Source organism: Paraburkholderia sp. GAS38 (assembly GCF_050434965.1).
Classification (GTDB): domain Bacteria; phylum Pseudomonadota; class Gammaproteobacteria; order Burkholderiales; family Burkholderiaceae; genus Paraburkholderia; species Paraburkholderia phenazinium_A.
Genome location: NZ_JBNDJO010000006.1, coordinates 363225 through 385176 on the forward strand (window position 1 = coordinate 363225; position 21952 = coordinate 385176).

The following is a 21952-nucleotide window of genomic DNA, read 5'->3' on the forward strand; positions in this document are numbered from 1 at the left end:
TGCACTGTGTCCCGTGCTGCGGGCACCGTAGACACTGCCGGCACGCGCGGCGCGATTACCGCGCCGCTTTCATCGTATTCTGCAGCGTGAGCGGCGCCTGGTATCCCGTCAGTTCCAGATACCCGTGTCCGACGCCTTGCCCCGCGCGCTTCACTGTCACCGCGCCTTCCCAGTAGGCCGAGCCGGTGGAATCGCGGGTGTCCATTTCCTGATCGTCCAGCAGCGGCTCCAGTTGCCACGTGAGCGCGCCCGTCTTCACGGTTTCCGCCACCGGATAGACCGTGTCGGTGCGCGGTGAGCGCCACGTCCGCTGCGGGATGAAATCCACCTGAGCCGGATCGAAGGTGGTGAGCTTGCCGTTCGCGTCGCGCAATGCCGCGTGCGCCCAAACCGCACCGCCATTGCGGCCACGAACCTTGAAGGCCATCAGCGCCGAGCCGTCCGGGAAATTGGCGCCGAGCCAATCCCAACCCGCCGAATCGGGACTCAACAGCGTGCTCGACCATTCGTGGTCGAGCCATGCCACGCCGCTTACTGGTGTGTTGGCCCCCGCGGCGGCCACACCGCCGGTACCGCTAGCCGAACGCGCCGGTCGCGTGACGCTGCCGCTCACGCGCAGTTGCGGCTCGCTGTAGTAATAGCTCGCCTCGCCGGCAAGCGGACCTTTCTGCGAGTAACCCTGCTGACCTTGAAGCAGCGGTGTCTGGGTGGGCGTGAGCGAGAGGTTCAGCGCGAACTCGCCGGCCTGGGCCAGCACGCTGTAGTGGCCGTCGGTTGCGCGCACCATGTGCCAGCTATCGAGCTTGACGTCGGTGTTGTCCAGTTTCGCATAGGCGAGACCGAAGCCCTGCCGCGCGACCTTCTGGTCATGCACCAGCTTGCCGAAAGCCGGATCGCTGAGCGCGGCATGCGCGATGATCAGTTGCGTCGGCGCGAAGGCGCTCGGGTCCGTTGCGTCATGCTCCGTGGCCGAGCGGAAGAATGTGATCTGAAAGCCCAGCGGCTTGCCGTCCGGCGTGTTGAGCCAGCCAGTGGCGTACCACCATTCGGTCCGGAACGTGGGGTGTGCGCCTGTATCCGTCGGGAAGGCCAGCGGATGTCCCGGCGCGACCGCGGCAAATTGGGGAGGCGCTGCCATGGCGGCCGTGCCGAAGCCAATGACAGCGCATGAGACGGCGCATGCGCACAGCGCAGGACGTGCGCGCAATACCGTTCGGAGTGCGATATTGATCCGCTCATTGACGGCACGCATGAAGCCGCGACACGAAGCAATCAAGCTTGCCGTCCGCATCACCAATCCTCCTTCACAGCGCGCACCGCATCCACCGAGACGGCGCGGCGTCCTGCGACCACGGCCGTCGCGCACGACGCGACCAGCATGACGCCGGCCACCAGGCTCAACACGAGCCACGGCATATGCAGCGACATGCTCCAGTGAAACGACTGCGGATTGACCACGAACACGAGAATCAGGCTGATGGCAAAGCCGAGCACGAACCCCATGACGATACCCAGCGCCGTCAGCATGCCGCCTTCCTTGGCGAGGATGGCGAGTATCTGGACGCGTGTCACGCCCACGTGACGCAGCATGCCGAACTCACGCGAGCGGGCGAGCGTCTGCGCCGAGAACGTCGCCGCCACGCCGAACAGGCCGATCACGATGGCCACCGCCTCGAGCAGGTAGGTGACCGCGAAGCTGCGGTCGAAGATGCCCAGTGAGCGGGCGCGAATCTCGCCGGGCTGGGAGAACTCCAGCGCGCGGCCGAACGGCAGCGCGCGCAGGGCCATCATCACCTGCTCGACGCTTGCGCCGGGTGCGACGGTGATGGCGACGTCGGTCGCGCCGGTGTCGTGGGTCAGTTGCCGATAATCGGCGAGCCGCAACTCGATCGCCCCCGTCTGACGCACGTAGTCGCGCCAGACGCCGGCCACGACCAACATGCGGTTGCGTCCGCCGAGCGGCAATTCGACATGCTGTCCCAGCCGGTAGCCGTATAGGTCGACCATGGCCTCGGAGACCCAAGCCGGCGTCGCGCCGCGCAAGGCCGCTTCCGGCAATACCGGCCCGGACATTTGCAGGCTGGCGCCGGGATCGGCGGCGTCGATTTCGCGGGCCAGCACGACGACTGCGGGACGCGCGGGGTCCAGCGTCAGTTGCGACGTACGGGTGAACGCTGCCGTTTTGATGCCCGCTATGGCTGCCATTTTTGCCTGATCGTCGAGGCTCAGCACGCCGGTGTCGCCGCCTGGCGCCACGCGGGCGTAAAGGTTGGCGGAGAGCAGATGTTCGAGCCATTCGTCGACGGAGACGCGGAAGCTCGCCACCATGATCGCCATGGCAACGATCAACGCGAAGCTCGACAGCACGCCGCTCATCGCCACCGAGGCCTGGCCCGGCGCATTGGCAAGCCGTGCCAGCGACAGCGCGCTGGTCGTCCCCGCGCCGCGTCCCGCACGCGAACGGCCAATCGCCGTGAACAGCATGGCTGTGCAACGGGGCATCAATGCAATGCCTCCCACCAGCAGTAGGGCGACGGCGATATAGCCGAGAATGGGCGCCTCGAAAACCGGCGGCATTTGCGTGAGTACGCCGGCGACGACGAGGCAACCCAGCGCGGGCCATGGCGTCGCGAGCTTCGCTAAAGCGCCTTCCTCACTACCTGCCTTCAGCGCGGCGGCGGGGCGGGCGCGAGCCGCCTCCAGCGCGGGCGCGAGACTGCCGAGTATCGAGACGCCGATGCCCAGGACGAGAAAGATCGCGCTCGGCAGCGGCTCGAAACCGACGCGCGGACGCACGCCAGGGAAATAACCGCCGCCAAGATCACTGCCGAAAAAATGCAGCGCCGCGCTGGCCAGCGCATAACCGAGCGCGAGACCCGCAACCGAACCCAGCACGCCGAGCAATGCGCCTTCCATCAGGATCTGGCGCAGCAACTGGCCGCGCGTGAAACCGAGCACGCGCAGCATGGCAAGCTGCGAGCGGCGCCGCACGACGCTCAGCGCCTGGGTCGAAAACACCAGAAACGCGCCGGTAAACAGCGCCACCAAGGCGAGCACATTCATGTTGATGCGATACGCGCGGGACAGCCGGTCGGTCCGGCTGTCGACGTCGCGCGGTTCGGAGATCACCCATTGCCGGCCAAGCCGCGCCTGCAGATCGCGCCTGAAACTTTCCCGGTCGACACCGCGCGCCAGCTCCAGATCGACGCGCGAGAGTTTGCCGAGCCGCCCGAAGCGCCATTGCGCGGCGGCGATGTCCATCACCGCGATGCGTTGACCTGGCCGCGCCCTGACGATACCGCCGGCCACCCGGAACGGCACGCTCGCGGTCCCGCTTAGCAAGCCGATGTGCTGGCCGATCCCCGTGTTCAACCATTGCTGGGCTGCGGGCGATAGAAACACGGCGTCGTCGGCGAGCGTATCCATGGGGCTGTGCGAAGCCGGCACGCCGATGAGATCCGGCGCAATCTGGCTGGCTTTGAAGATGTCGATGCCGAGCACTTTCAGCGGCATATTCTTGCCCGGCACGGTGGCGTCCAGTTCGAGGACCGGACTCGCCAGCGCCACGCCGGGTTCATCGGCAAGCTTTGGATACCACGCTTCGTCGAAGGTTGGCTGCGCGCCGCGCACCTGCAGGTCCGCCTGACCCGAGAGACTGCGCGCGGCGGCCGAGAACTCGTTGAACGCCGCGCTGTTGATCAACTGCACCGCGTAACCGAGCGCGACGCCGAGCGCGATCGTCGCCACGGCCACAATGGCGCGGCCCCGCTGGCTGCGCCATTCCGCTTCGAGCAGCCAGCGCGCGAGCCGCGTGCGACCTGTCGCGTGGGCGGACTGCGACGGCGCGACGTCACTCATGAGGCGAACGGACCCGCTGGACGCTGCCATGGTCCGCGGCATGCAGACCGCCTTCGCTCAGGATCAGCACGCGATCCGCGACGGCCGCGGCCGCCTCGGAGTGCGTCACCATCATGGTCGCGGCGCCGTTTGACTTGGCCTCCGAGCGAAACAGCGCCAGCACTTCGTGGGCGGTATCCGGGTCGAGATTGCCGGTGGGCTCGTCCGCCAGAATCAGCCGGGGACGGTGCACCAGCGCGCGGGCAATCGCCACCCGCTGCAACTCGCCGCCGGACAACTGGCGTGGGAAGTCGTCGCCGCGTCCCGCGAGGCCGACCGCCGCGAGCATGTCCAGTGCGTGCGCCGCCGGCAGGTTGTTGAGCAGCAGCGGCAACGCGACGTTTTGCGCGAGCGTCAGATGCGGCAACACGTGAAACGCCTGGAACACGAAGCCGAGCTTCTGGCGGCGCAGGCGGGTGGCGGCATCGTCGTCGAGACCGGAGACCCGTGTGCCGTCGATCAGGACGTCGCCGCTATCGGGCGCGTCGAGTCCGGCAATCAGGTTGAGCAGGGTCGATTTGCCCACTCCCGAGTCGCCCATGATTGCGACGAACTCGCCCGGGTCGAGCATGAAATCGAGTTCCGCGAGGACCACGCGAGCCTGCCCGTAGGCTTTGCTCAGTTTTCGGCATTCGAGCGCCGGGGCAGGGCATTCATCGCCAACGCGCATGAGGGGTGATCGATCCAGGAGATGAGGGGTGTAAGCCGAACGGCAGCGTGACGGCGTCGGGCGAGCCGGACAGCGAAGGCCCAGAAAGCATCTTAACCGGCGCGTCGGATTTGTGTTTGCGGCACAGCACGCCGGGGGTGGGCATGGCACGTGCTACCCGGTGTCTATCCAGGACTCTCATCAACGGTAGGGATCATGATGCTGAAAATGAAAGCGAAGACGCTCGTCTGCAGCGGCATTCTCCTGTTCGCCTGTGCATTGCCGGCCGCCCGCGCACAGCTTGCCGGCATTCAGCCGCTGGGCAGCACGGTCGAAGAAAACAACGACCTGCTGCACGGCTGGAGCGTGCGCAAGGCGCTGGTTAACGAACCGGTTTACAACGACAATAACGACAAGGTCGGCAGCATCTACGACCTGATCATTGCGCCGGATCGCAAGGCTACCTATGCGGTGCTTTCGGTAGGCGGCTTTCTGGGAATGGGCATTCACTACGTCGCGATTCCGGTCGACCACTTCGAAATCCGCAACGGCAATCTCTTTCTGGCTGGCGCCACCAAGGACGCTTTGAAACGGGTTCCGGAGTTCGAGTACAACAAGCTCGAAAAGGCGACCAAGCCCAGTAAGGTCAGCTCGCAATAGGCGGCCCGCACCTGCCGCTCAGTCGCGCGAAACCAGAGCCTGGCGCTTCGTCTCCAGTTGCGTGATCACCCGCTGCAGCATACGCTCGGCGAGACCGGGCAGCGCAACGAACCGGCATCCCATGACGAAGCGTCGTTCGCCGCTCGCGTTGAGGGTTTGGCGCGGCGCGACGATTTCGAGGTCCAGTTTCAGTGTGCCGTAGTCGCCCAGTCGCACCGTCACACCCTGCAGGATGCTACCCGCTTCCAGCGATCCGAAGCGGGCGTTGGCGGTTCTCAATGCGACGCCGCCCAAGGACAGATCCTGCAGTTCGACCATGAACGCGTCGCCGTCGGCATAGCGTCCGCCGGCGGTGTATGGGTCGAGAACCGGTGTCTGGACGCGAAAATATTCGCGGCGCTGCACGCAATACAGGACGGCCGGGAACGGTGCTTCGAAGGCAAGCCGCCCGTCGAAGACAATCGGTTCGGCGCGCGCCGTGATGAACTCCGTTCGAATGCCGCCGGGCAGGCTGCGGAAGACGAGCCGGTTCGAGGCCGGCAGGGCGTGGTTGTCTGCGGCGACGCCGCCTGCGTCGAAGATCAGACGCGCGTTGCGTGAATCGACGTCGAGCAGTTGGGTGACGATTTGCCGTCCGCCGAATTCCACCGTCACGAAGTCCTGACCCGACACCAGCTTGCGCAGACAGACCGCAATCTGCAGCGGATGGTGTTGCGCGAAGTCCGGGTGAATCTCGCTGGCTGCTTCGGCGAGGTCGGAATCAAGGAAGAGGTCGGCAATCATCGTAGTGTCCGTGGACGTGGTGGCCTTGGCCCGGCCGGTTATTCGATGAGCGCTGGCGGTATGACGTGTCGGCGCCCGGTCTCTGCAGGCTGTACTGCAGGGACCGTGCCAACTGTTCCGAGGACGCTGCGGGCGGCGCGGCGTCGGGCGCCGAGCCGCTTGGGGCGGGGGTTTGCGGGGAGATGGGGTGAAGCGGCGTCGCGGGTGTTAGCGGGAGCCGCTACGTAACGATGCGGGTCTTGTTACGGCCACGTGAGGCGCTACGGCAGGTGCTCAGGAAGGAATGCCGGAGCGACGGTCTGGGTAAAACCAGCGGTGAAGGAAAGCGAGCGGACGATGCATGCCGCCCGCCTCCTTCACGACTTCCGCGCCCATTGCGCGAGTCCCGCGCAGGCCACAAGCAAAGTCCCCGTGACGAAGAACACCGAGTGCAGACCAAGCGCCACGCCGATCTGCCCGCCAATCAACGGACCGACAACCTGCCCGCTGAATTGCGCGGATTGCAGATAGCCGAGCATCTGACCGGTCTTGCTTTCGTCGACCGAATGCCTGGCGAGCTTCGCGATAGACGGCAGCAGACCCGCGAGGGTCATGCCCATCAGCATGCGCAAGCCGGCCAGTTGCCACCACTGCGTGACGAAGGCCTGCGGGATCATCACGAGACCGGTCAGCACAAGACACCCGATGATGACGTTCCAGCCGCCGATACGATCCGCCAACGCACCGAGCCGTGCCGCCGTCAACATGCTGCCCAGCGCGGAACAGGCCATCACCACGCCGGCGATGCGGGCCAGGTGAGCGGCGGGCACGCCCAGCGCGCCGATATAGACGGTGATGATCGGTTCGATCGACATGTTGGCGAGCAGAACCATCATCGCCGTCACCAGCAAGGCCGCCACGACGGCGTAGTTGGTCCGTTTGATCGCGACGGCGGCCTCGCTGGTCGCACGGGTTGCCTGGGCGCGCTGTTTTGCCTGATCGGCGGGATTGAAGTCCTCCTTGACGACGAAGATCGTGAGCAAGGCAGCGACGGCGATGATGGCACCGCCCGCGAAAAAGGTGCCGCGAATTCCGATCCATTCAGGCAGCAGGCCGCCGATCAACGGTCCAACGAGGTTGCCCGCGAGCGCCCCGGTCGAGAGTATTCCCAGGGCCCAGCCGGCTCGCTCGCGTGGCGCCTGCGAGCCGACCATCACGGTGGAGGCCGACGAGTAGCCGCCCACCAGTCCGGCGATCAGACGCAGGGCCACCAGCTCGTGAACCGTATGCACGACGCCGATCAGCGACATGACGATGGCCATGCCGATCGCCGCGCGCACCAGCATGGGCTTGCGGCCGTAGCGGTCGGCGAGACGGCCCCAAAGCGGCGCCGTCACCGCGGTGCCGAGGAAGGTCGCGCCAAACGCGATTCCCGACCACTGGATCACCGCCGACTGCGAGTCGACGCCCAACTGGCGCACGTAAAGCGGCAGGAACGGCAACAGCATGCTCAGGCTGACGAGCGTGGTGAACGAGCCGAACACGCAGACCGCGAGATTGCGTTTCCAGTGACGCTCATTGCGCTCGGCGTAACTGAGCGAGGCGGTTGATGTGGGGGAGGTGGGAGAGGTTGGGCATGCCGTCCGCCGGCCCGGGCCCAACATGCAATCAGCAGATTGATTCATTTCGTCCTCAGCGCGGCAAACAGATTGACCACCGGATTGAATGGAGCCAGTCTAGATTGAACCGATTGAGGAGAGAATCCGCTCGTACCGGAAGACATTCTTCCGGCGCGCGATTCAATGGATGCGGCTAGCGGGTCGCAACAGGCGCTTGCAGTTGCTTGAAATAGCGGCGTAGCCGTGGGGTCGCGAAGTCGACGAAGGCCCGCACTTTCGGCACGGACAGCCGCCCTTGAGGCGTGAGGAGATGGACGGGCAGGGGGGCATGCTCGCTGTCGCGCAGGACGATCTCGAGCGTGCCTTGCTTGACCTCCTGCGCTACGTGATAAGAGAACACGCGCGTGACGCCATGGCCCGCGACCGCCGAGGCAACGGCTGCCCGAATCGTGTTGACGATGAAACGCGGCGTGAATTGCACGACGAGCGGAATCGTGGCGTTGCCCACCGGCGGAAAGCTCCAGGAGTCCAGGCCGAAGTGCGTCATCGAGATGATCTGATGCTGGGCGAGGTCGCCCGGTTCGTCGATACGGGGATGCGTGGCGAGGTAGCGCGGCGAGGCCGCGACAACCCGCCGGACCTCGCCGACAGGAATCGCGATCAGCGTCGAGTCCGGCAGATGCGCGATGCGCAGCGCGACGTCGATGCCTTCGTCGATCAGGCTCGCCGGACGGTCGAGCAACTGCAGACGGACGGAGACGTCCGGATAACGGTCGATGAAGTCGTCGAGGATGGCGCGCAGCACGTCCTCGCCGGCGGCGACCGGTGCCGTGACCGTGAGCAGACCGCGCGGCGCAGAGCGTTCGTCGGCCACCAGCAGATCGGCTTCCTCGAGCTCGGTGAGGATCCGCCGGCACGCGGACGCATAGCGCTCGCCGGCTTCGCTCAACTTGATGGTCCGGGTGGTCCGGTGCAGCAGCGCGGCACCGGTGTGCTCTTCGAGGAAGGCGATCGCCCGGCTCACCGCCGCAGGCGAGCGGCCGAGCCGGCGCGCCGCACCGGCCAGGCTGCCTTCGTTCAGCGTGGCGACGAACACCTTCATCGCATCGATTCGGTCCATGTGGCGTCAGAGAGTGTGCGGCCGGAGCCGATGCCGAAGTCTACCGTCCGCGTCATGTTTTGTATCTGGGGAGGGTCGGATGGGTCGAGACACCGCGCAGGCGAGCCACCACCGCCATTGTGCTGGAATCGAAAACAGTGAATTCGCCGTGGCCGCGTTGATGTCCAGCACGCAATCCCTAGAATGAGTGCAGCAGGATTGATGCGCGTTCAGCGCAACTTCGAACAGGAAAGATCATGAACCACAATTCATCGAACTCGCGAAACACCGGCCGCAATGGCGCTGAGAAGGATACGCGCCTTGACATTCAGCCCGTCGGGCAAGTCACGCCCGCGCTGCACCAGACGCAAAAGCCTGCGCGCAACTGGGCCTGGTTGCATAACACGGAAACGTATGACTGGATGGACTCGCACAGTCCATTTTCCACGCGCGATTCGTTTCACTGACACGTGACGTCGCCGCCTGAGAGTGTCTTCGTGACAATCCGTACGGAATGCGAAATATAGACGCGCCTGTACGTACAACGCGCACGACGCGCACGACAGACATATCCACGACACAATTGGGTTCGACCCAAACATCAACAAGGCGATTTCCTGCACGAAGCGCGTGCCGGAAATCGCCTTTCATTTGGCCTCTTCCAGAATTTGGTGTTGAATAGCGAAAGCGCTGAGCGCCGCCCTCGCAGGCAACACAGTGCGTGTGCCTGCCGCTTTGCGTATGTCAGTCGCGATACTTCACATCCTCGCCCAACATCCAAGGAGCTGGAAATGTCACTTGAACAGGTTCTCTACACCGCCCATGCAACTGCCACCGGAGGCCGCGACGGCCGCGCGGTGGTGCCGGACTCGGGACTGGATCTTAAGCTGACCACCCCGAAGGAACTCGGCGGTGGCGGAGGGCAGGGCGCCAACCCGGAACAGCTCTTCGCCGCCGGCTACAGCGCCTGCTTCATCGGCGCCATGAAGTTCGTCGGCGCGCGCGACAAGATCGCCGTGCCGGCGGATGCTTCGGTGGCTGGAAGCGTGGGCATCGGCCCGATCCCCAATGGCTTCGGCATCCAGGTCGAGCTGAAGATATCGCTTCCCGGCGTGCCGCGCGAAACCGCCCAGGCGCTGATCGAGAAGGCCCACATCGTGTGTCCGTATTCGAATGCGACGAGGAATAACATCGATGTGACGCTCACGCTGGTATAAGCGCGCATGGCTGGGCTGGCCGTCTGTGGGATGGGCGGCCAGTCGCATCCTTCCTTGCGTCAACTCTGAAACAGCGGCGCGACGCTCCGTACCGCCTGAGCGTTGCGCTCAAAGGCCCGTTGGCCGGCGCATGATCGATCCCGCGCTCACGCCTGCTTCAACGCTCGCTGCCTGCGAAAATCTTCAACCGGCAACCCGCCCCAGCCCCAGTTCCCAGTCTCCACTTCCTCTATCACCACAAACGTGGCTTCAAGCGGCTTGTTCAGCACGTCTAGCAGCAACTGGCTCACACCTTTGATCAACTGGGCCTTTTCATCCGCCGTGACGGAATCGGCTCCCGGCTTCGTCCCCTCGCGGGTGACCTGAATCGTAACGATAGGCATCGTGCTCTCCTTGAGCAGGGTTGACGAACGGGGCGCCATTAGCCGGCGCCCCATCGCGCAAGCGACTTAATGGCCGGCGCTCTGGCCGCCGTCGACGTGGAGGATTTCGCCCGTGACGAACGGCGCGGAATCCAGATACAGGATGGCGTTCACGACATCGCTCATCTCGCCCATATGACCCATCGGATGAAGCGCGCCGAGTGCCTCATGCGTTTCCACGGCGTGCATCGGCGACTTGATGATGCCCGGCGCGACCGCGTTGGCGCGGATGCCGCGTTTCGCGTATTCGATCGCGAGCGAGCGGGTCGCCGCGTTCAGGCCGCCCTTGGTCAGCGAAGCGAGTACCGAAGGCACGCCTTCGATCGCCGAGTCCGCAAGGGTGGTGCTGATGCTGACGACGTGACCACTCGAGTTCTTCTCCATCTCCGCAATGGCGAGTTGCGTGATGTAGAAGAAGCCGTTCAGGTTCACCGCGATGATCGAGGCGTAATCCTCAGCCGTGTACGAGGTGAACGGTTTGGCGATGAAAATCCCGGCGTTGTTGACCAGCGTGTCGATCCGGCCAAAACGCGCCACGCCTTCGCTGATGACGCGGCGAGCGGTGTCCGGATCGCCGATGTCGCCGGCCACCGTGAGAATGTTGGGATCTTCCGACGGCTTGATGCTGCGCGCGGTGGCAACCACGCGATAACCGCGTTCGCGGAACGCCTTCACGATTTCAGCGCCAATGCCTTGTGATGCACCTGTAACGACAACGACCTTGTTTGACGTGTTCATGCTAGACCTCAGAATAGGTTGGTTCGGCTTTTTACCGGTCGGGCCTGCGGCTCCGATAGGTGCCTAATCTAGGCGCATTGGCGTCAAGTTCGAATACCCGGCGCGGACAAACACTTGTGACGCGCAGGAACAAGTTAAGGCCGAGGAGGGTGCATTACAGCGGAAAACCGCCCGCAAAACGCTCCCGCAGGTAGCTGACGAACAGGCTCACGGCACGCGGCACATGCGACGCGTAAGGCCGCAGCACATAGAGCTGCTCGGCGAACGCTCCCGTGACGCGCCACTCCGGCAACACCACGACGAGCTTGCCGGCCCGCACGGCGGCCTGCGCCGTGAAGTCCGGCAGCAGCGCAATGCCCATGTCGTCCAGTGCCGCATCGCGCAGCGTTTCGCTGTTGTTGGCGGAGAACGGCCCGTTGACCGGCAACGTGACCGGGGCGCCGCCCGTCTTGCGCGCGGTCCTGCGCTCGAACGACCACATCCCGCCGCCGGTCGGGCGCGGATAGAACAGGCAGTCGTGGGCGGCAAGGTCTTCGGGCGCAACGGGCGTGCCGCGCTTGCGCAGATAGGCGCGCGTCGCCACGATCGTCGATTGGGTCTGGCAGAGTTTCCATGCAACGTGCGAGTCGGGCGCTTCCGCGCTATGGCGAATCGCCAGATCGAAGCCTTCGGTGGCGAGCGAGGCAAGCCGGTCGGAGACCTCCAGCTGAACCCGGACCTCCGGATTGGCCCGCAAAAACGCCGGGAGTTCAGGCACCACCTGCTGCCGTGCAAAGGCAACCGGCGCCGTCACCCGGATCAGGCCGCGCGCCACGCCGGCCAGTTCGCGCACGCTGGAAAAGCTGCTGGCGATCTGTTCGTAGTGGCCGCGGGTGTCCTCGACGAGCCGCTGGCCCGCTTCCGTGAGGCGCACGCTGCGCGTGGTGCGCTGCACCAGCGAGATTCCCGCGGCGCGCTCCAGTTCGGCAATGCGCTGGCTCATGGCCGCCTTGCTGACGCCGAGGCGGGCCGCCGCCGCGGTATAGCTGCCTTGCTCGGCGAGGACGCTGAGCCAATGCAGATGCACCCACAGGCCTTCGATTTTTTGGCTATCCATACACTGATTGTTCACTATAGAAAACAATGAATTCAATGATAGCGCCTTTGCAGATGGGTCGCCGGCTCCTAGACTCAGGTGATCGACCATCAACGATCAGGAGCCTCCATGCAAGCCTTCAACGACACCGCAGACGTCGGCCATTTCATCCACGGTCAGCGCGTCGCCGGTAACGGCAGCCGTACCCAGCCGGTCTTCAATCCCGCAACGGGCGCGCGGCCGCGCACGCTGCGTCTGGGCGAAGCGGCGGATGTGGAGGCCGCGGTCGCGAGCGCGAAGGCCGCCTTTCCGGCGTGGAGCGATACGCCGCCGATCCGCCGCGCGCGGGTCATGCTGCGTTTCCTCGAATTGATGAACAAACACCGCGACGAGCTGGCGGCCATCGTCACGGCCGAACACGGCAAGGTGTTCTCGGATGCGCAAGGCGAAGTGTCGCGCGGTATCGACGTGATCGAATTTGCCTGCGGCATTCCGCAACTGCTTAAGGGCGACTACACCGAGCAGGTGTCGACGGGCATCGACAACTGGACCACGCGCCAGGCGCTGGGCGTCGTCGCCGGCATCACGCCGTTCAACTTCCCGTGCATGGTGCCGTGCTGGATGTTCCCGGTGGCGATCGCCGCCGGCAACACGTTTATTCTCAAGCCGAGCGAGCGTGACCCGTCGGCGTCGCTCTTCATGGCCGACCTGTTGAAGCAGGCAGGCTTGCCCAACGGCGTTTTCAACGTCGTGCAGGGCGACAAGGTGGTGGTTGATGCATTGCTGACGCACCCGGACGTGAAGGCCGTGAGCTTCGTCGGTTCGACGCCCATCGCCAACTACATCTACGAGACCGGCGCGAAGCAGGGCAAGCGCGTGCAGGCGCTGGGCGGCGCGAAAAACCACATGGTGGTGATGCCCGACGCCGACCTCGACCAGGCCATCGACGCGCTGGTCGGCGCAGGCTACGGCTCGGCCGGCGAGCGCTGCATGGCGATTTCGGTGGCGGTGCTGGTGGGCGACGTGGCCGACAAGATCATGCCGCGCCTCGCCGAGCGCGCCCGCAGTCTGGTGGTGAAGAACGGCATGGAGCCGGATGCCGAAATGGGCCCGATCGTGACGCGCCAGGCGCTGGAGCGGATCGAAGGTTACATCGCGCTTGGCGTCGAGGAAGGCGCCAAGCTCGTCGTCGACGGCCGCGGTTTGAAGGTGCCGGGCCACGAAGACGGTTTCTTCACCGGTGGTACGCTGTTCGACCACGTCACGCCGGAGATGCGCATCTACAAGGAAGAGATTTTCGGACCGGTGCTGGCGTGCGTGCGCGTCAAGGACTTCACGGAAGCCGTCGATCTGATCAATGCACACGAGTTCGGCAACGGCGTGGCCTGCTACACACGCGATGGACACGTGGCCCGCGAATTCGGCCGCCGCATCGAGGTGGGCATGGTCGGCATCAATGTGCCGATTCCGGTGCCGATGGCATGGCACGGCTTCGGCGGCTGGAAACGCAGCCTGTTCGGCGACATGCATGCCTACGGCGAGGAAGGGGTGCGCTTTTACACCAGGCAGAAGTCGATCATGCAGCGTTGGCCCGAAAGCACGGAGAAGGGTGCGGAGTTTGCGATGCCGACGGCGAAGTAAGTCGAACCCAAAAAGGAGCCGACATGACCCATCAGACTGACAACCGCGCGCTGCTGCGCTTGCTGGGCATCGACAAGCCGATCGTTCAGGCGCCCATGGCCGGTGTGAGCACACCGGCGCTGGCGGCGGCCGTATCGAATGCGGGCGGCCTCGGTTCGCTGGGCGTCGGCGCCATGAACGCGGCAGGCGCCCGCAAGGTGATCGTGGAGACGCGGGCGCTGACCGCGAAGCCGTTCAACATCAACGTGTTCTGTCATCGTCCTGCCACGGCCGATGCCGATGTCGAGCGTCAATGGTTGAGCTGGCTCGCGCCGCAGTTCGCGCAGTACGGCGCCACGCCGCCGGCAGCGCTGTCCGAGATCTACACGAGCTTCGTGGCGGACCCCGCCATGCTCGAGGTGTTTCTCGAAGAGAAGCCGGCAATCGTCAGCTTTCACTTTGGCCTGCCGTCGGCCGAAGCGATCGCCGAACTCAAGAAGGCCGGGATCAAACTGCTCGCCGCGGTGACCAATCTGCAGGAAGCGGCGCAGGTTGCCGCAGCCGGCGTCGACGCGATCGTCGCGCAAGGCATCGAGGCCGGCGGCCATCGCGGCGTGTTCGATCCCGAGGCGACGGACGACCGGCTCGGCACCTTTGCACTGACGCGTCTGCTGGTCAGGGAATTCGATCTGCCGGTGATCGCGGCGGGCGGCATCATGGATGGCGCCGGGATCGCCGCCGCGCTGGCCCTGGGCGCCCAGGCGGCGCAACTGGGCACCGCGTTTGTTGCGTGCCCGGAAACCTCGATCGACGACGGTTACCGGCGGACGATCCTGAGCGAGGCGGCACGCCGCACCACTTTCACCGCGGCAATTTCCGGGCGCGTGGCGAGAAGCATGGTCAACCGGTTCACGGAACTCGGCAGCGGCCCGCAAGCCCCGCAGCCGCCCGCGTATCCGATCGCCTATGACGCCGGCAAGGCGCTTCACGCTGCCGCCAAAGCCAAGGGTGAGTTCGGCTACGGCGCGCAGTGGGCAGGGCAGGCCGCCGCGCTCACACGCGCGTTGCCGGCAGCCGAACTGTTCGCGCAGCTCGAGCGCGAGATGAAGGAGAGTGTCGTGCGGCTGGCGCAGTGGGTGAATTGAGGTGCATACCGTGCTAAATCGCAACCAGGCCGTGCGATTTGAACAGCGTGGACAGGTGAGGCGCGGCACTATCACCTGACACGCGGCACGTCGGCTCGAACGGGCAGTACGTCACGCGATCGCATTCATCCACCTGGAATCCATCTGGAGGTGCTGCATGACTACTGCAGCTGACTACCTGGTCGCCACGCTCGCCCATGCCGGCGTCAAACGCATTTATGGCGTCGTCGGCGATTCGCTGAACGGCGTTTCCGATTCGCTGCGCCGCTCCAGCGAAATCGACTGGATTCACGTTCGGCACGAGGAAGGCGCGGCGTTCGCCGCCGGCGCCGAGGCCCATCTGACCGGCGAACTCGCGGTCTGCGCGGGTAGCTGCGGGCCGGGCAATCTGCACCTGATCAACGGCTTGTTCGACTGTCACCGCAGCGGCGTACCCGTGCTGGCGATTGCGGCACACATTCCCAGCAGCGAAATCGGCATCGACTATTTCCAGGCCACGCACCCGGAAGTCCTGTTCAAGGAATGCAGCCACTACGTCGAACTGGTCTCGAACGCCGCGCAACTGCCGCAGATCCTGACCCGTGCAATGCGTGTCGCGGTGGCGCGCCGCGGCGTGGCGGTGGTCGTGATTCCCGGCAACGTGGCGTTGTCGCCGTTGCCCGCCGAAGTCGCGCCCTGGGTCGTGCCGACCACGCCGCCCGTGCTGCGTCCGAACGACGAGCAGATCGCCGATCTCGCGGGCCTGCTGCGCGCGGCATCGAGCGTCACGCTGATGTGCGGCGCCGGCTGTGCCGGTGCGCACGACGAAGTGGTGGAACTGGCGAAGCGCCTCAAGGCGCCGATCGTGCATTCGCTGCGCGGCAAGGAGTACATCGAGCACGACAACCCGTACGACGTCGGCATGACGGGCATGGTCGGCTTTGCCTCGGGCTATGCGGCAATGAAGGCCTGCGACCTGTTGCTGCTGCTCGGCACGGACTTTCCGTACCGGCAGTTCTACCCGGAGAACGCCAAGATCGTGCAGATCGACGTGCGCCCCGAAGCGCTCGGCAACCGCTGCTCGCTCGAACTCGGGTTGCTCGGCACCGTCAAGGACACGCTCGCCGCGCTGCTGCCGGTGCTCAACGAAAAGACCGATTCGACCCACCTGGACCGCGCGCTCGAGCATTACGGCACCGCGCGCAAAGACCTGGATGCGCTCGCCGAAAGCAATCCGTCGAGCACGACGATTCATCCTCAGTATGTGACGAAGCTGGTCAGCGAGCTCGCCGCGGACGACGCGATCTTCACCTGCGACGTCGGCACGCCGATCGCCTGGACCGCGCGCTATCTCAAGCTGAACGGCAAGCGCAGGCTGGTCGGCTCGTTCAATCACGGTTCGATGGCCAATGCCATGCTGCATGCCATCGGCGCGCAGGCGACGTATCCGGGGCGCCAGGTCGTGTCGATGTCGGGCGACGGCGGCTTTGCCATGATGATGGGCGAATTCCTCACGCTGGTCCAGGCCGGCTTGCCTGTGAAGGTCGTCGTCCTGAACAACGGCACGCTCGGCTTTGTCGAAATCGAAATGCGCGCGTCGGGTTTCGTCGACACCGGCACCGAGCTGATCAACCCCAACTTCGCGAACATGGCCGAGGCGATCGGCGTCAAGGGCATTCGCGTCGAGCGGCCGCAGGACCTTGAAGCCGCCCTCACCGCGGCGTTCGAGCACGACGGTCCGGCGCTGGTCGACGTGGTCAGCGCGCGTCAGGAGCTCATCATGCCGCCGAAGACCACCGTCGACGAGGCGTGGCATTTCGGGCTCTTCATGATGAAGTCGGTGATGGACGGGCGCGGCCGCGAACTGATCGATCTGGCGAAAGTGAATCTGACGCGCTGATGAAAGCAGGCTCAAAAGCGGCCTTAAGCGCGGGCCTAAAAACAGTCCTAAGCCTGCCGATGTCGATGCTGCTCACAGCGTGCTCAGGATCGCCGTCGGTGGGCGTGCTGGGCGCGTATTTTCCCGACTGGCTGTTCTGCGTGACGGGCGGCGTGGCACTGACGGTCATCGTGCATGTGCTGGCGTATCGCCGCGGCTACGGCGGCTGGCTCACGCCTCCGGCGATCGTCTATCCCGCGCTGACCGTGCTCTTTTCGATCGTCCTCTGGGCGGTTGGCTTCAACTTGTGACAGACAGTGCCAACATGGGTTCTAACATGAGCGCGGCAAACTCCGGCGCAGCGAAGCGCCCCCGAACCTGGCCCGCCATTCTGCTGATCGTGCTGGCGGTGGCCGCGATCGTCGCGGTGATCTGGCGCGTCGACACCGCGCCGCGCACCGACGATGCCTATGCGTATGCGGACACCATCGGCGTGTCGCCGGAAGTGAGCGGCAAGATCGTCACGCTGGCGGTGCGCGACAATCAGGCGGTCAAGCAGGGCGATCTGCTGTTCCAGATCGATCCGCGTCCGTATCAGTACGCGTTGCAGCGCGCCCAGGCGGCGCTCGTGCAGCTCGACGCGCAGATTCCGCTGACGCAGCGCAGCGTGAACGCGCAGACCTTCGGCGCGACGGCGGCCAGATCGGCGGTGGGGCGCGCCCAGGCGGCGGCGAACCAGGCGAGCGATACGCTCGCGAGAATGCAGCCGCTGATCGGCAAGGGCTACATCTCCGCCGACGACCTCGACCGCGCACGCACCGCGCAGCGCTCGGCGCTCGCGGAACTGGCCTCCGCCGAGGCCCAGGCACGCCAGGCGCAGGCGGCGGTCAGCAGCGTCGATGCGCTCGTCGCGCAGCGCTCGGTGTTGCAGGCCGAGATCGCCACGGCGCAACTCAATCTCGAGTACGCGACGGTGCGCGCGCCGTTCGACGGACGCGTCGCGGAACTGCGCACGACGGTCGGGCAGTACGTGTCCGCGCAAAAACCGGTCTTCACGCTGATCGACACGCGGCACTGGTACGTGATTGCCAATTTCCGCGAGAACGAACTCGGGCAGATCCGTCCCGGCACGCGGGCGACGGTGTATCTGATGAGCAATACCGGCATACGCTTTAGCGGTACCGTCGACTCGGTCGGCTTTGGCGTCGATCCGCAGGACGGCGGCGGCACCGCGAACGGTCTGCCGAACATTCAGCGCAGCATCAACTGGGTTCACGTCGCGCAGCGCTTTCCGGTGAAGATCCTGGTGGATCGTCCCGATCCGCAGTTGTTCCGCATCGGCACCTCGGCGGTGGCGGTGGTGCGTCCTCGCGAGCATGCCGCGGCAGCCGCAGGCGGAGCGCAGTCATGACCGCTGTCGCCCGCTTGCGGCGCGAGCTTGCGTTGCCGCGCCCATTCGCGCGTTTCGTGGGGTTTCTACAGCGCGAACTGGCGATGTTCCCCGGTCGCGGCAACGTAACGCTGCGTTGCGTGCTGGGCAGCGCAATCGTGATCGTCGCTTCGATGACGCTGCAGGTGCCCGAACTGGCTCTGTCGCTGATGGTGGTGTTCTACGTCACCCAGGCCAACGTGGTGTTGACGCGCGTGATCGCGCTGAACCTGGTGCTCGGCTCGACCTGTGCGGTAGCCGCTGCCATTGGCCTCTATGTCTTGACCTTCGACTACCCGCTGCTGCGCATCGCCGTCGCTAGCGCGATATTTTTTTGCAGCGTGTACCTGATGCGGGCCGTCACGAAGTTTGGCCTGGTGTTTTTTATCGTCGCGATCATCGTGATCTACGCGCAGAGCTTTGTCGACCTGACCGACAACGCGGAACAACTGGTGCGCAGTTGTCTGTGGGTCTGGTCCGCGGTCAACTATCCGGTTGTGGTGGCGCTGATCATCAATACGGTTTTGCTGCCCGCCGAGCCTGAGCGGCAACTGCGCGCGGCGATGCACCGGCAACTCGCCGCGGTTCAGGCGCGCCTCACCGCGCTGCTCGAACCGTCTGCCGAGCCTGTTGCGACGCCGGCCGCGCTCGATGCGAGCGATCTGCAGCAGGGCGCCTTGTCGTTGCAGAAACTGCTGCGCTTCTCCACGATGCGCACGCGCTACAGCGAGCATGCGGCTGCGGCGATGCTGGCTTCGGTGACGGCCGTCTCGCGCTTGTACGAAGCGGCCGCCGGCTTGCCCGCCACGGCGCAACCGTCCGGTGACGCCGGGCTCGCCGCGATCCGCAGCGTGCGCGGCGAAGTTGCGGCGCTCGACGCCGCCATCACCCACGATGCGCCATTGCCACGGGTGAGCGCCGCGCAGCGCGATGCCGAAGCGCCGACGATTCCCGCCGTCGCTTCGATGCGGCGCGCCATCGAAGCGCTCGCCGATGCCACCCGCTCCAAGGCGGCGCAAGCAGCGACGCCGCCGTCGCCGCCGGCCCCGTTGCTGTCACCCGATGCCTTCTCCAACCCGCGCTACGCCCGCTTCGCATTGCGCACGCTGATGTCGGTCCTGATCTGCTATGTGTTCTACAACGCGGTGAACTGGCCCGGCATTCATACGATCATGCTGACCTGCCTCGTCGTCGCGCTGCCCAGTCTCGGCGCCTCGAGCCGGCACGGTCTGCTGCGGGTGAGCGGTGCACTGGTCGCCAGCGCGCTCGCGCTCTTCATGGTCGCCTTCGTGATTCCGCAACTGGAAAGCGTGACGGGCCTGCTGCTGATGAGCTTGCCGGTGATTGCGCTGGGGGCGTGGGTGTCGGCCGGTTCCGAGCGGATCAGCTACGCCGGCTTGCAGCTCATGTTCACGTTTTCGCTCGCCCTGCTGGAGCAGTTTGCGCCGCCGTCCGATCTCACCGAAATCCGCGACCGGCTGGTGGGGATTCTGCTGGGGGTCGGCGTTGCGACCTTTATCCAGATGTCGGTGTGGCCGGAAGGCGAGGCCGACGCGCTGCGCACGCAACTCGCCAAGGTGCTTCGTACGATCGCGGCTGTCGCTCGCGGCCATGCCCAGGCGGCTGGGAGCGACGCACCCGCAGCGCCGGCGCAGCCCGCGTCGACGGCGTGGGCCATGCTGGCCGATTGCGAAGCGATGCTCGCGCGGGTCACGCTCGAACCGGACTGGCGTGAGGGCGAAACGGCCCGCATCACGCTCCTCGCGCAAACGGTGCTGGCGCAGAGCCGCTCGATCCTGCTGGCGAGCGACGCTTTCCACGACCGGACGATGTTCGAGGCCGGACGTACCGATGCATCCGGCACGGATGTGATGCAAGCCTGTGGGGCGCTGCAGCGCGAGCTTGGCGAGTCGCTCGAACAATACGCGCAGCAATTGTCGAGCGAACCGCCGCTTGCCACGCCGCCCGCGCCGCTGGATTCAACCAGGCTGGCGACGAGCGAGCGCGGCGGGGAGGGCAGCGCTGCGCTGCAGGAGTCGGCCACGCGTCTCAACACGGCGCTCACGGGCTTGCCGCAATGGTGGACCGTCGAACTCACGTCGACGCCGTCGAATGATTCCGCCCGGGCGGGGATAGCGTGATGCGCGACGATCATTTTTCGCAAGCGCAGACCGCGCCTCGCCACGCCGCCCGTCCACCGTTGCCGCGCTTCGTGCGCCGCTGGCTGGCGCTGCTGCCGCTCTGTTCATGCCTCGCAGCCTGCGCGCTGATTCATCACGACAGCCCGCCGGCCGCTCTCATCGCACCGGAACAAATCCGTCTGGCCGACGACATCCATCTCGCCGGCGAAGGCTGGCCGTCGGCGCGCTGGTGGGAGGACTATCACGACCCGCAGCTCGACGCGCTGATCGACCGCGCGCTCAGTCATGCGCCGACGCTCGCCATCGCACGTGAGCACGTCTCGCAGGCACACGCCCAGGTGGAACTGATCCGTGCGGGTTCCGACCTGCAGGTGTCGGCGCGCGGCGAGGCCGATCGCGAGCACGTGTCCGGCCATGGTTTCCTGAGCGCCTATGCGCAGCAGGATCCGGCGATCGGCGCTTACGGCCCGTGGTACTGGACCGGGCTGGTCGGCGTGGACGCCCATTACGATATCGACCTGTGGGGCAAGCAGCGCGATCTCGTGCGCGCGGCGCTCGGCGAACAGAACGCGCGTCGCGCCGAGGCGGCGCAGGCCGAGCTGGAGGTGTCGACGGGCGTTGCGCAGCTCTACTACCAGATCCAGATCGTCTATACGAGCCTCGGTCTGCTGCAGCAATTGCGCAGCGTCGACGCGTTCGAGCTGGACACGCGAAGCGCGCGGCACGAACGGGGGCTGGAGGCGCTGACGCAGTCGGCCGAGGCGCGCTCGCAACTTCTCGCGCTCGACCAGCAGATCGCCTCGGCACAGGAACAGATCGTGCAAACCCGCGAGGCGTTGCGCGCGCTGCTGGGCGCGGGCGCGGACGATCTGCCGGCCATCGTGCCGGTGGCGTTGCCGGCGCCCTCGGTCGGCCTGCCGTCCACACTGTCGTTCGAGCTGCTGAACCGCCGCCCGGACCTGCAGGCGCTGCGCTGGCTCGTCGCGGCATCGTTCGACCGCATCGACGCCGCCAAGGCCGCGTTCTACCCGAGCTTCGACATCACCGCGTTCTTCGGCTTCAACGCGCTGCGGATGCGCGATCTGTTCACGCATTCAGCCGAACAGATCAACCTGATCCCGGGACTCTCTTTGCCGATCTTCGACGGCGGCCGTCTGAACGCGGGCCTGCATGGCGCCCGGAGTGCCAGCAACACGCTCATCGAACAGTACAACGAAGCGGTGCTCGACGCGGTCCGCGATGTCGCGCAAACCGGCAGCCAGATCGACGATCTCGAGCATCGCGCGCAACTGCAGCGCGAGCGGATCGACGCCATCCGTTTCGCCAGCGAGAGCGCCGACGCGCAGTACCAGCGCGGTCTCGCCGACCGCAGCACAGCGATGCAGGCCAAGGCGCCGGTCATCGAAGGACAGATCGCGCTGCTGCAACTGAACGGCGATGAAATCGAAGCGGAAATCGTCCTGACGCGCACGCTGGGCGGCGGGTATCGCAGCGACGATTTGCCGGTACTGCCCGCGCAGCCGGCAAGTGCGACGCGCTAGCGCGCGAGTCCGCCCCCGTTCGGGGGATTGACCCGCGTGCTGCGCGCCTCTACCTTTTCCGGGAACCCGCCCAACAGGGA

The 21952-nt window shown here is 65.7% G+C and carries 19 protein-coding genes; 10 read left to right on the forward strand and 9 right to left on the reverse strand.

What is annotated here, in order from left to right:
- Window positions 1-55: 55 nt before the first annotated feature.
- The 3 genes from P3T42_RS17480 to P3T42_RS17490 form a co-directional block, all read right to left on the reverse strand.
- Window positions 56-1138, reverse strand: a complete 1083-nt coding sequence (locus tag P3T42_RS17480; protein ID WP_429306755.1) for a lipocalin-like domain-containing protein — start codon at window positions 1136-1138, stop codon at window positions 56-58.
- A 152-nt stretch (window positions 1139-1290) separates the two neighbouring features.
- Entirely contained in the window at window positions 1291-3858 is a 2568-nt protein-coding gene (locus tag P3T42_RS17485) for an FtsX-like permease family protein (RefSeq protein ID WP_429306756.1), read from the reverse strand.
- Window positions 3851-4567: an ABC transporter ATP-binding protein gene (locus tag P3T42_RS17490; RefSeq protein ID WP_074295515.1), complete on the reverse strand. Its 717-nt coding sequence runs from the start codon at window positions 4565-4567 to the stop codon at window positions 3851-3853. The genes P3T42_RS17485 and P3T42_RS17490 overlap by 8 nt, the downstream gene beginning before the upstream one ends.
- Window positions 4568-4762: 195 nt before the next feature.
- Between P3T42_RS17490 and P3T42_RS17495 the strand changes: the two genes are divergently transcribed.
- On the forward strand, window positions 4763-5206 hold the full coding sequence (locus P3T42_RS17495; RefSeq protein WP_429306757.1) for a PRC-barrel domain-containing protein: 444 nt from the start codon (window positions 4763-4765) through the stop codon (window positions 5204-5206).
- Window positions 5207-5224: 18 nt separating this feature from the next.
- On the opposite strand, the gene P3T42_RS17500 is transcribed toward P3T42_RS17495, so the two are convergent.
- From P3T42_RS17500 to P3T42_RS17510, 3 genes are all read right to left on the reverse strand, one after another.
- Window positions 5225-5989 carry a flagellar brake protein gene (locus P3T42_RS17500; protein WP_429306758.1) on the reverse strand — a complete coding sequence of 255 codons (765 nt, stop codon included), beginning with the start codon at window positions 5987-5989 and terminating at the stop codon, window positions 5225-5227.
- 356 nt (window positions 5990-6345) lie between these two features.
- Window positions 6346-7653 (reverse strand): MFS transporter, encoded by a 1308-nt coding sequence (locus P3T42_RS17505; RefSeq protein WP_429306759.1) that lies wholly within the window; start codon window positions 7651-7653, stop codon window positions 6346-6348.
- 127 nt (window positions 7654-7780) lie between these two features.
- Window positions 7781-8707: a LysR family transcriptional regulator gene (locus P3T42_RS17510; RefSeq protein ID WP_429306760.1), complete on the reverse strand. Its 927-nt coding sequence runs from the start codon at window positions 8705-8707 to the stop codon at window positions 7781-7783.
- A 236-nt stretch (window positions 8708-8943) separates the two neighbouring features.
- Here P3T42_RS17510 and P3T42_RS17515 point away from each other — a divergent pair, with 236 nt between their 5' ends.
- Window positions 8944-9153 (forward strand): hypothetical protein, encoded by a 210-nt coding sequence (locus P3T42_RS17515; protein ID WP_074295511.1) that lies wholly within the window; start codon window positions 8944-8946, stop codon window positions 9151-9153.
- Between the two features lie 324 nt (window positions 9154-9477).
- Window positions 9478-9903, forward strand: a complete 426-nt coding sequence (locus P3T42_RS17520; protein WP_429306761.1) for an organic hydroperoxide resistance protein — start codon at window positions 9478-9480, stop codon at window positions 9901-9903.
- Between the two features lie 146 nt (window positions 9904-10049).
- Here the strand turns inward: P3T42_RS17520 and P3T42_RS17525 are convergent, their stop codons facing one another.
- From P3T42_RS17525 to P3T42_RS17535, 3 genes are all read right to left on the reverse strand, one after another.
- Window positions 10050-10286, reverse strand: a complete 237-nt coding sequence (locus P3T42_RS17525; RefSeq protein WP_074295509.1) for a tautomerase family protein — start codon at window positions 10284-10286, stop codon at window positions 10050-10052.
- A 66-nt stretch (window positions 10287-10352) separates the two neighbouring features.
- Window positions 10353-11063 (reverse strand): SDR family NAD(P)-dependent oxidoreductase, encoded by a 711-nt coding sequence (locus P3T42_RS17530; protein WP_074295508.1) that lies wholly within the window; start codon window positions 11061-11063, stop codon window positions 10353-10355.
- A gap of 154 nt (window positions 11064-11217) precedes the next feature.
- Window positions 11218-12159, reverse strand: a complete 942-nt coding sequence (locus tag P3T42_RS17535) for a LysR family transcriptional regulator (RefSeq protein WP_074295507.1) — start codon at window positions 12157-12159, stop codon at window positions 11218-11220.
- 108 nt (window positions 12160-12267) lie between these two features.
- Between P3T42_RS17535 and P3T42_RS17540 the strand changes: the two genes are divergently transcribed.
- The 7 genes from P3T42_RS17540 to P3T42_RS17570 all read left to right on the forward strand — a co-directional run bounded on the left by P3T42_RS17540 (window position 12268) and on the right by P3T42_RS17570 (window position 21872).
- Window positions 12268-13779, forward strand: a complete 1512-nt coding sequence (locus P3T42_RS17540) for a CoA-acylating methylmalonate-semialdehyde dehydrogenase (protein ID WP_429306762.1) — start codon at window positions 12268-12270, stop codon at window positions 13777-13779.
- Between the two features lie 23 nt (window positions 13780-13802).
- Window positions 13803-14903, forward strand: coding sequence for an NAD(P)H-dependent flavin oxidoreductase (locus P3T42_RS17545; RefSeq protein ID WP_429306763.1), 1101 nt, complete (start codon window positions 13803-13805; stop codon window positions 14901-14903).
- 157 nt (window positions 14904-15060) lie between these two features.
- Window positions 15061-16782: a ubiquinone-dependent pyruvate dehydrogenase gene (poxB, locus tag P3T42_RS17550; RefSeq protein ID WP_074295504.1), complete on the forward strand. Its 1722-nt coding sequence runs from the start codon at window positions 15061-15063 to the stop codon at window positions 16780-16782.
- Between the two features lie 59 nt (window positions 16783-16841).
- Window positions 16842-17072 carry a YtcA family lipoprotein gene (locus tag P3T42_RS17555; protein ID WP_074295503.1) on the forward strand — a complete coding sequence of 77 codons (231 nt, stop codon included), beginning with the start codon at window positions 16842-16844 and terminating at the stop codon, window positions 17070-17072.
- Between the two features lie 26 nt (window positions 17073-17098).
- Window positions 17099-18172 carry a multidrug transporter subunit MdtN gene (mdtN, locus tag P3T42_RS17560; RefSeq protein ID WP_429306764.1) on the forward strand — a complete coding sequence of 358 codons (1074 nt, stop codon included), beginning with the start codon at window positions 17099-17101 and terminating at the stop codon, window positions 18170-18172.
- Window positions 18169-20331, forward strand: coding sequence for an FUSC family protein (locus P3T42_RS17565; protein ID WP_429306765.1), 2163 nt, complete (start codon window positions 18169-18171; stop codon window positions 20329-20331). The genes mdtN and P3T42_RS17565 overlap by 4 nt, the downstream gene beginning before the upstream one ends.
- On the forward strand, window positions 20331-21872 hold the full coding sequence (locus P3T42_RS17570; protein WP_429306766.1) for an MdtP family multidrug efflux transporter outer membrane subunit: 1542 nt from the start codon (window positions 20331-20333) through the stop codon (window positions 21870-21872). The genes P3T42_RS17565 and P3T42_RS17570 overlap by 1 nt, the downstream gene beginning before the upstream one ends.
- Window positions 21873-21952 lie beyond the last annotated feature (80 nt).

What these genes read in the sequence shown, in the direction of transcription:
- P3T42_RS17480 (WP_429306755.1), bottom strand. Translation starts at nt 1,138, where the DNA reads ATGGCAGCGCCTCCCCAATTTGCCGCGGTCGCGCCGGGACATCCGCTG.
- P3T42_RS17485 (WP_429306756.1), bottom strand. Translation starts at nt 3,858, where the DNA reads ATGAGTGACGTCGCGCCGTCGCAGTCCGCCCACGCGACAGGTCGCACG.
- P3T42_RS17490 (WP_074295515.1), bottom strand. Translation starts at nt 4,567, where the DNA reads ATGCGCGTTGGCGATGAATGCCCTGCCCCGGCGCTCGAATGCCGAAAA.
- P3T42_RS17495 (WP_429306757.1), top strand. Translation starts at nt 4,763, where the DNA reads ATGATGCTGAAAATGAAAGCGAAGACGCTCGTCTGCAGCGGCATTCTC.
- P3T42_RS17500 (WP_429306758.1), bottom strand. Translation starts at nt 5,989, where the DNA reads ATGATTGCCGACCTCTTCCTTGATTCCGACCTCGCCGAAGCAGCCAGC.
- P3T42_RS17505 (WP_429306759.1), bottom strand. Translation starts at nt 7,653, where the DNA reads ATGAATCAATCTGCTGATTGCATGTTGGGCCCGGGCCGGCGGACGGCA.
- P3T42_RS17510 (WP_429306760.1), bottom strand. Translation starts at nt 8,707, where the DNA reads ATGGACCGAATCGATGCGATGAAGGTGTTCGTCGCCACGCTGAACGAA.
- P3T42_RS17515 (WP_074295511.1), top strand. Translation starts at nt 8,944, where the DNA reads ATGAACCACAATTCATCGAACTCGCGAAACACCGGCCGCAATGGCGCT.
- P3T42_RS17520 (WP_429306761.1), top strand. Translation starts at nt 9,478, where the DNA reads ATGTCACTTGAACAGGTTCTCTACACCGCCCATGCAACTGCCACCGGA.
- P3T42_RS17525 (WP_074295509.1), bottom strand. Translation starts at nt 10,286, where the DNA reads ATGCCTATCGTTACGATTCAGGTCACCCGCGAGGGGACGAAGCCGGGA.
- P3T42_RS17530 (WP_074295508.1), bottom strand. Translation starts at nt 11,063, where the DNA reads ATGAACACGTCAAACAAGGTCGTTGTCGTTACAGGTGCATCACAAGGC.
- P3T42_RS17535 (WP_074295507.1), bottom strand. Translation starts at nt 12,159, where the DNA reads ATGGATAGCCAAAAAATCGAAGGCCTGTGGGTGCATCTGCATTGGCTC.
- P3T42_RS17540 (WP_429306762.1), top strand. Translation starts at nt 12,268, where the DNA reads ATGCAAGCCTTCAACGACACCGCAGACGTCGGCCATTTCATCCACGGT.
- P3T42_RS17545 (WP_429306763.1), top strand. Translation starts at nt 13,803, where the DNA reads ATGACCCATCAGACTGACAACCGCGCGCTGCTGCGCTTGCTGGGCATC.
- poxB (WP_074295504.1), top strand. Translation starts at nt 15,061, where the DNA reads ATGACTACTGCAGCTGACTACCTGGTCGCCACGCTCGCCCATGCCGGC.
- P3T42_RS17555 (WP_074295503.1), top strand. Translation starts at nt 16,842, where the DNA reads ATGTCGATGCTGCTCACAGCGTGCTCAGGATCGCCGTCGGTGGGCGTG.
- mdtN (WP_429306764.1), top strand. Translation starts at nt 17,099, where the DNA reads ATGAGCGCGGCAAACTCCGGCGCAGCGAAGCGCCCCCGAACCTGGCCC.
- P3T42_RS17565 (WP_429306765.1), top strand. Translation starts at nt 18,169, where the DNA reads ATGACCGCTGTCGCCCGCTTGCGGCGCGAGCTTGCGTTGCCGCGCCCA.
- P3T42_RS17570 (WP_429306766.1), top strand. Translation starts at nt 20,331, where the DNA reads ATGCGCGACGATCATTTTTCGCAAGCGCAGACCGCGCCTCGCCACGCC.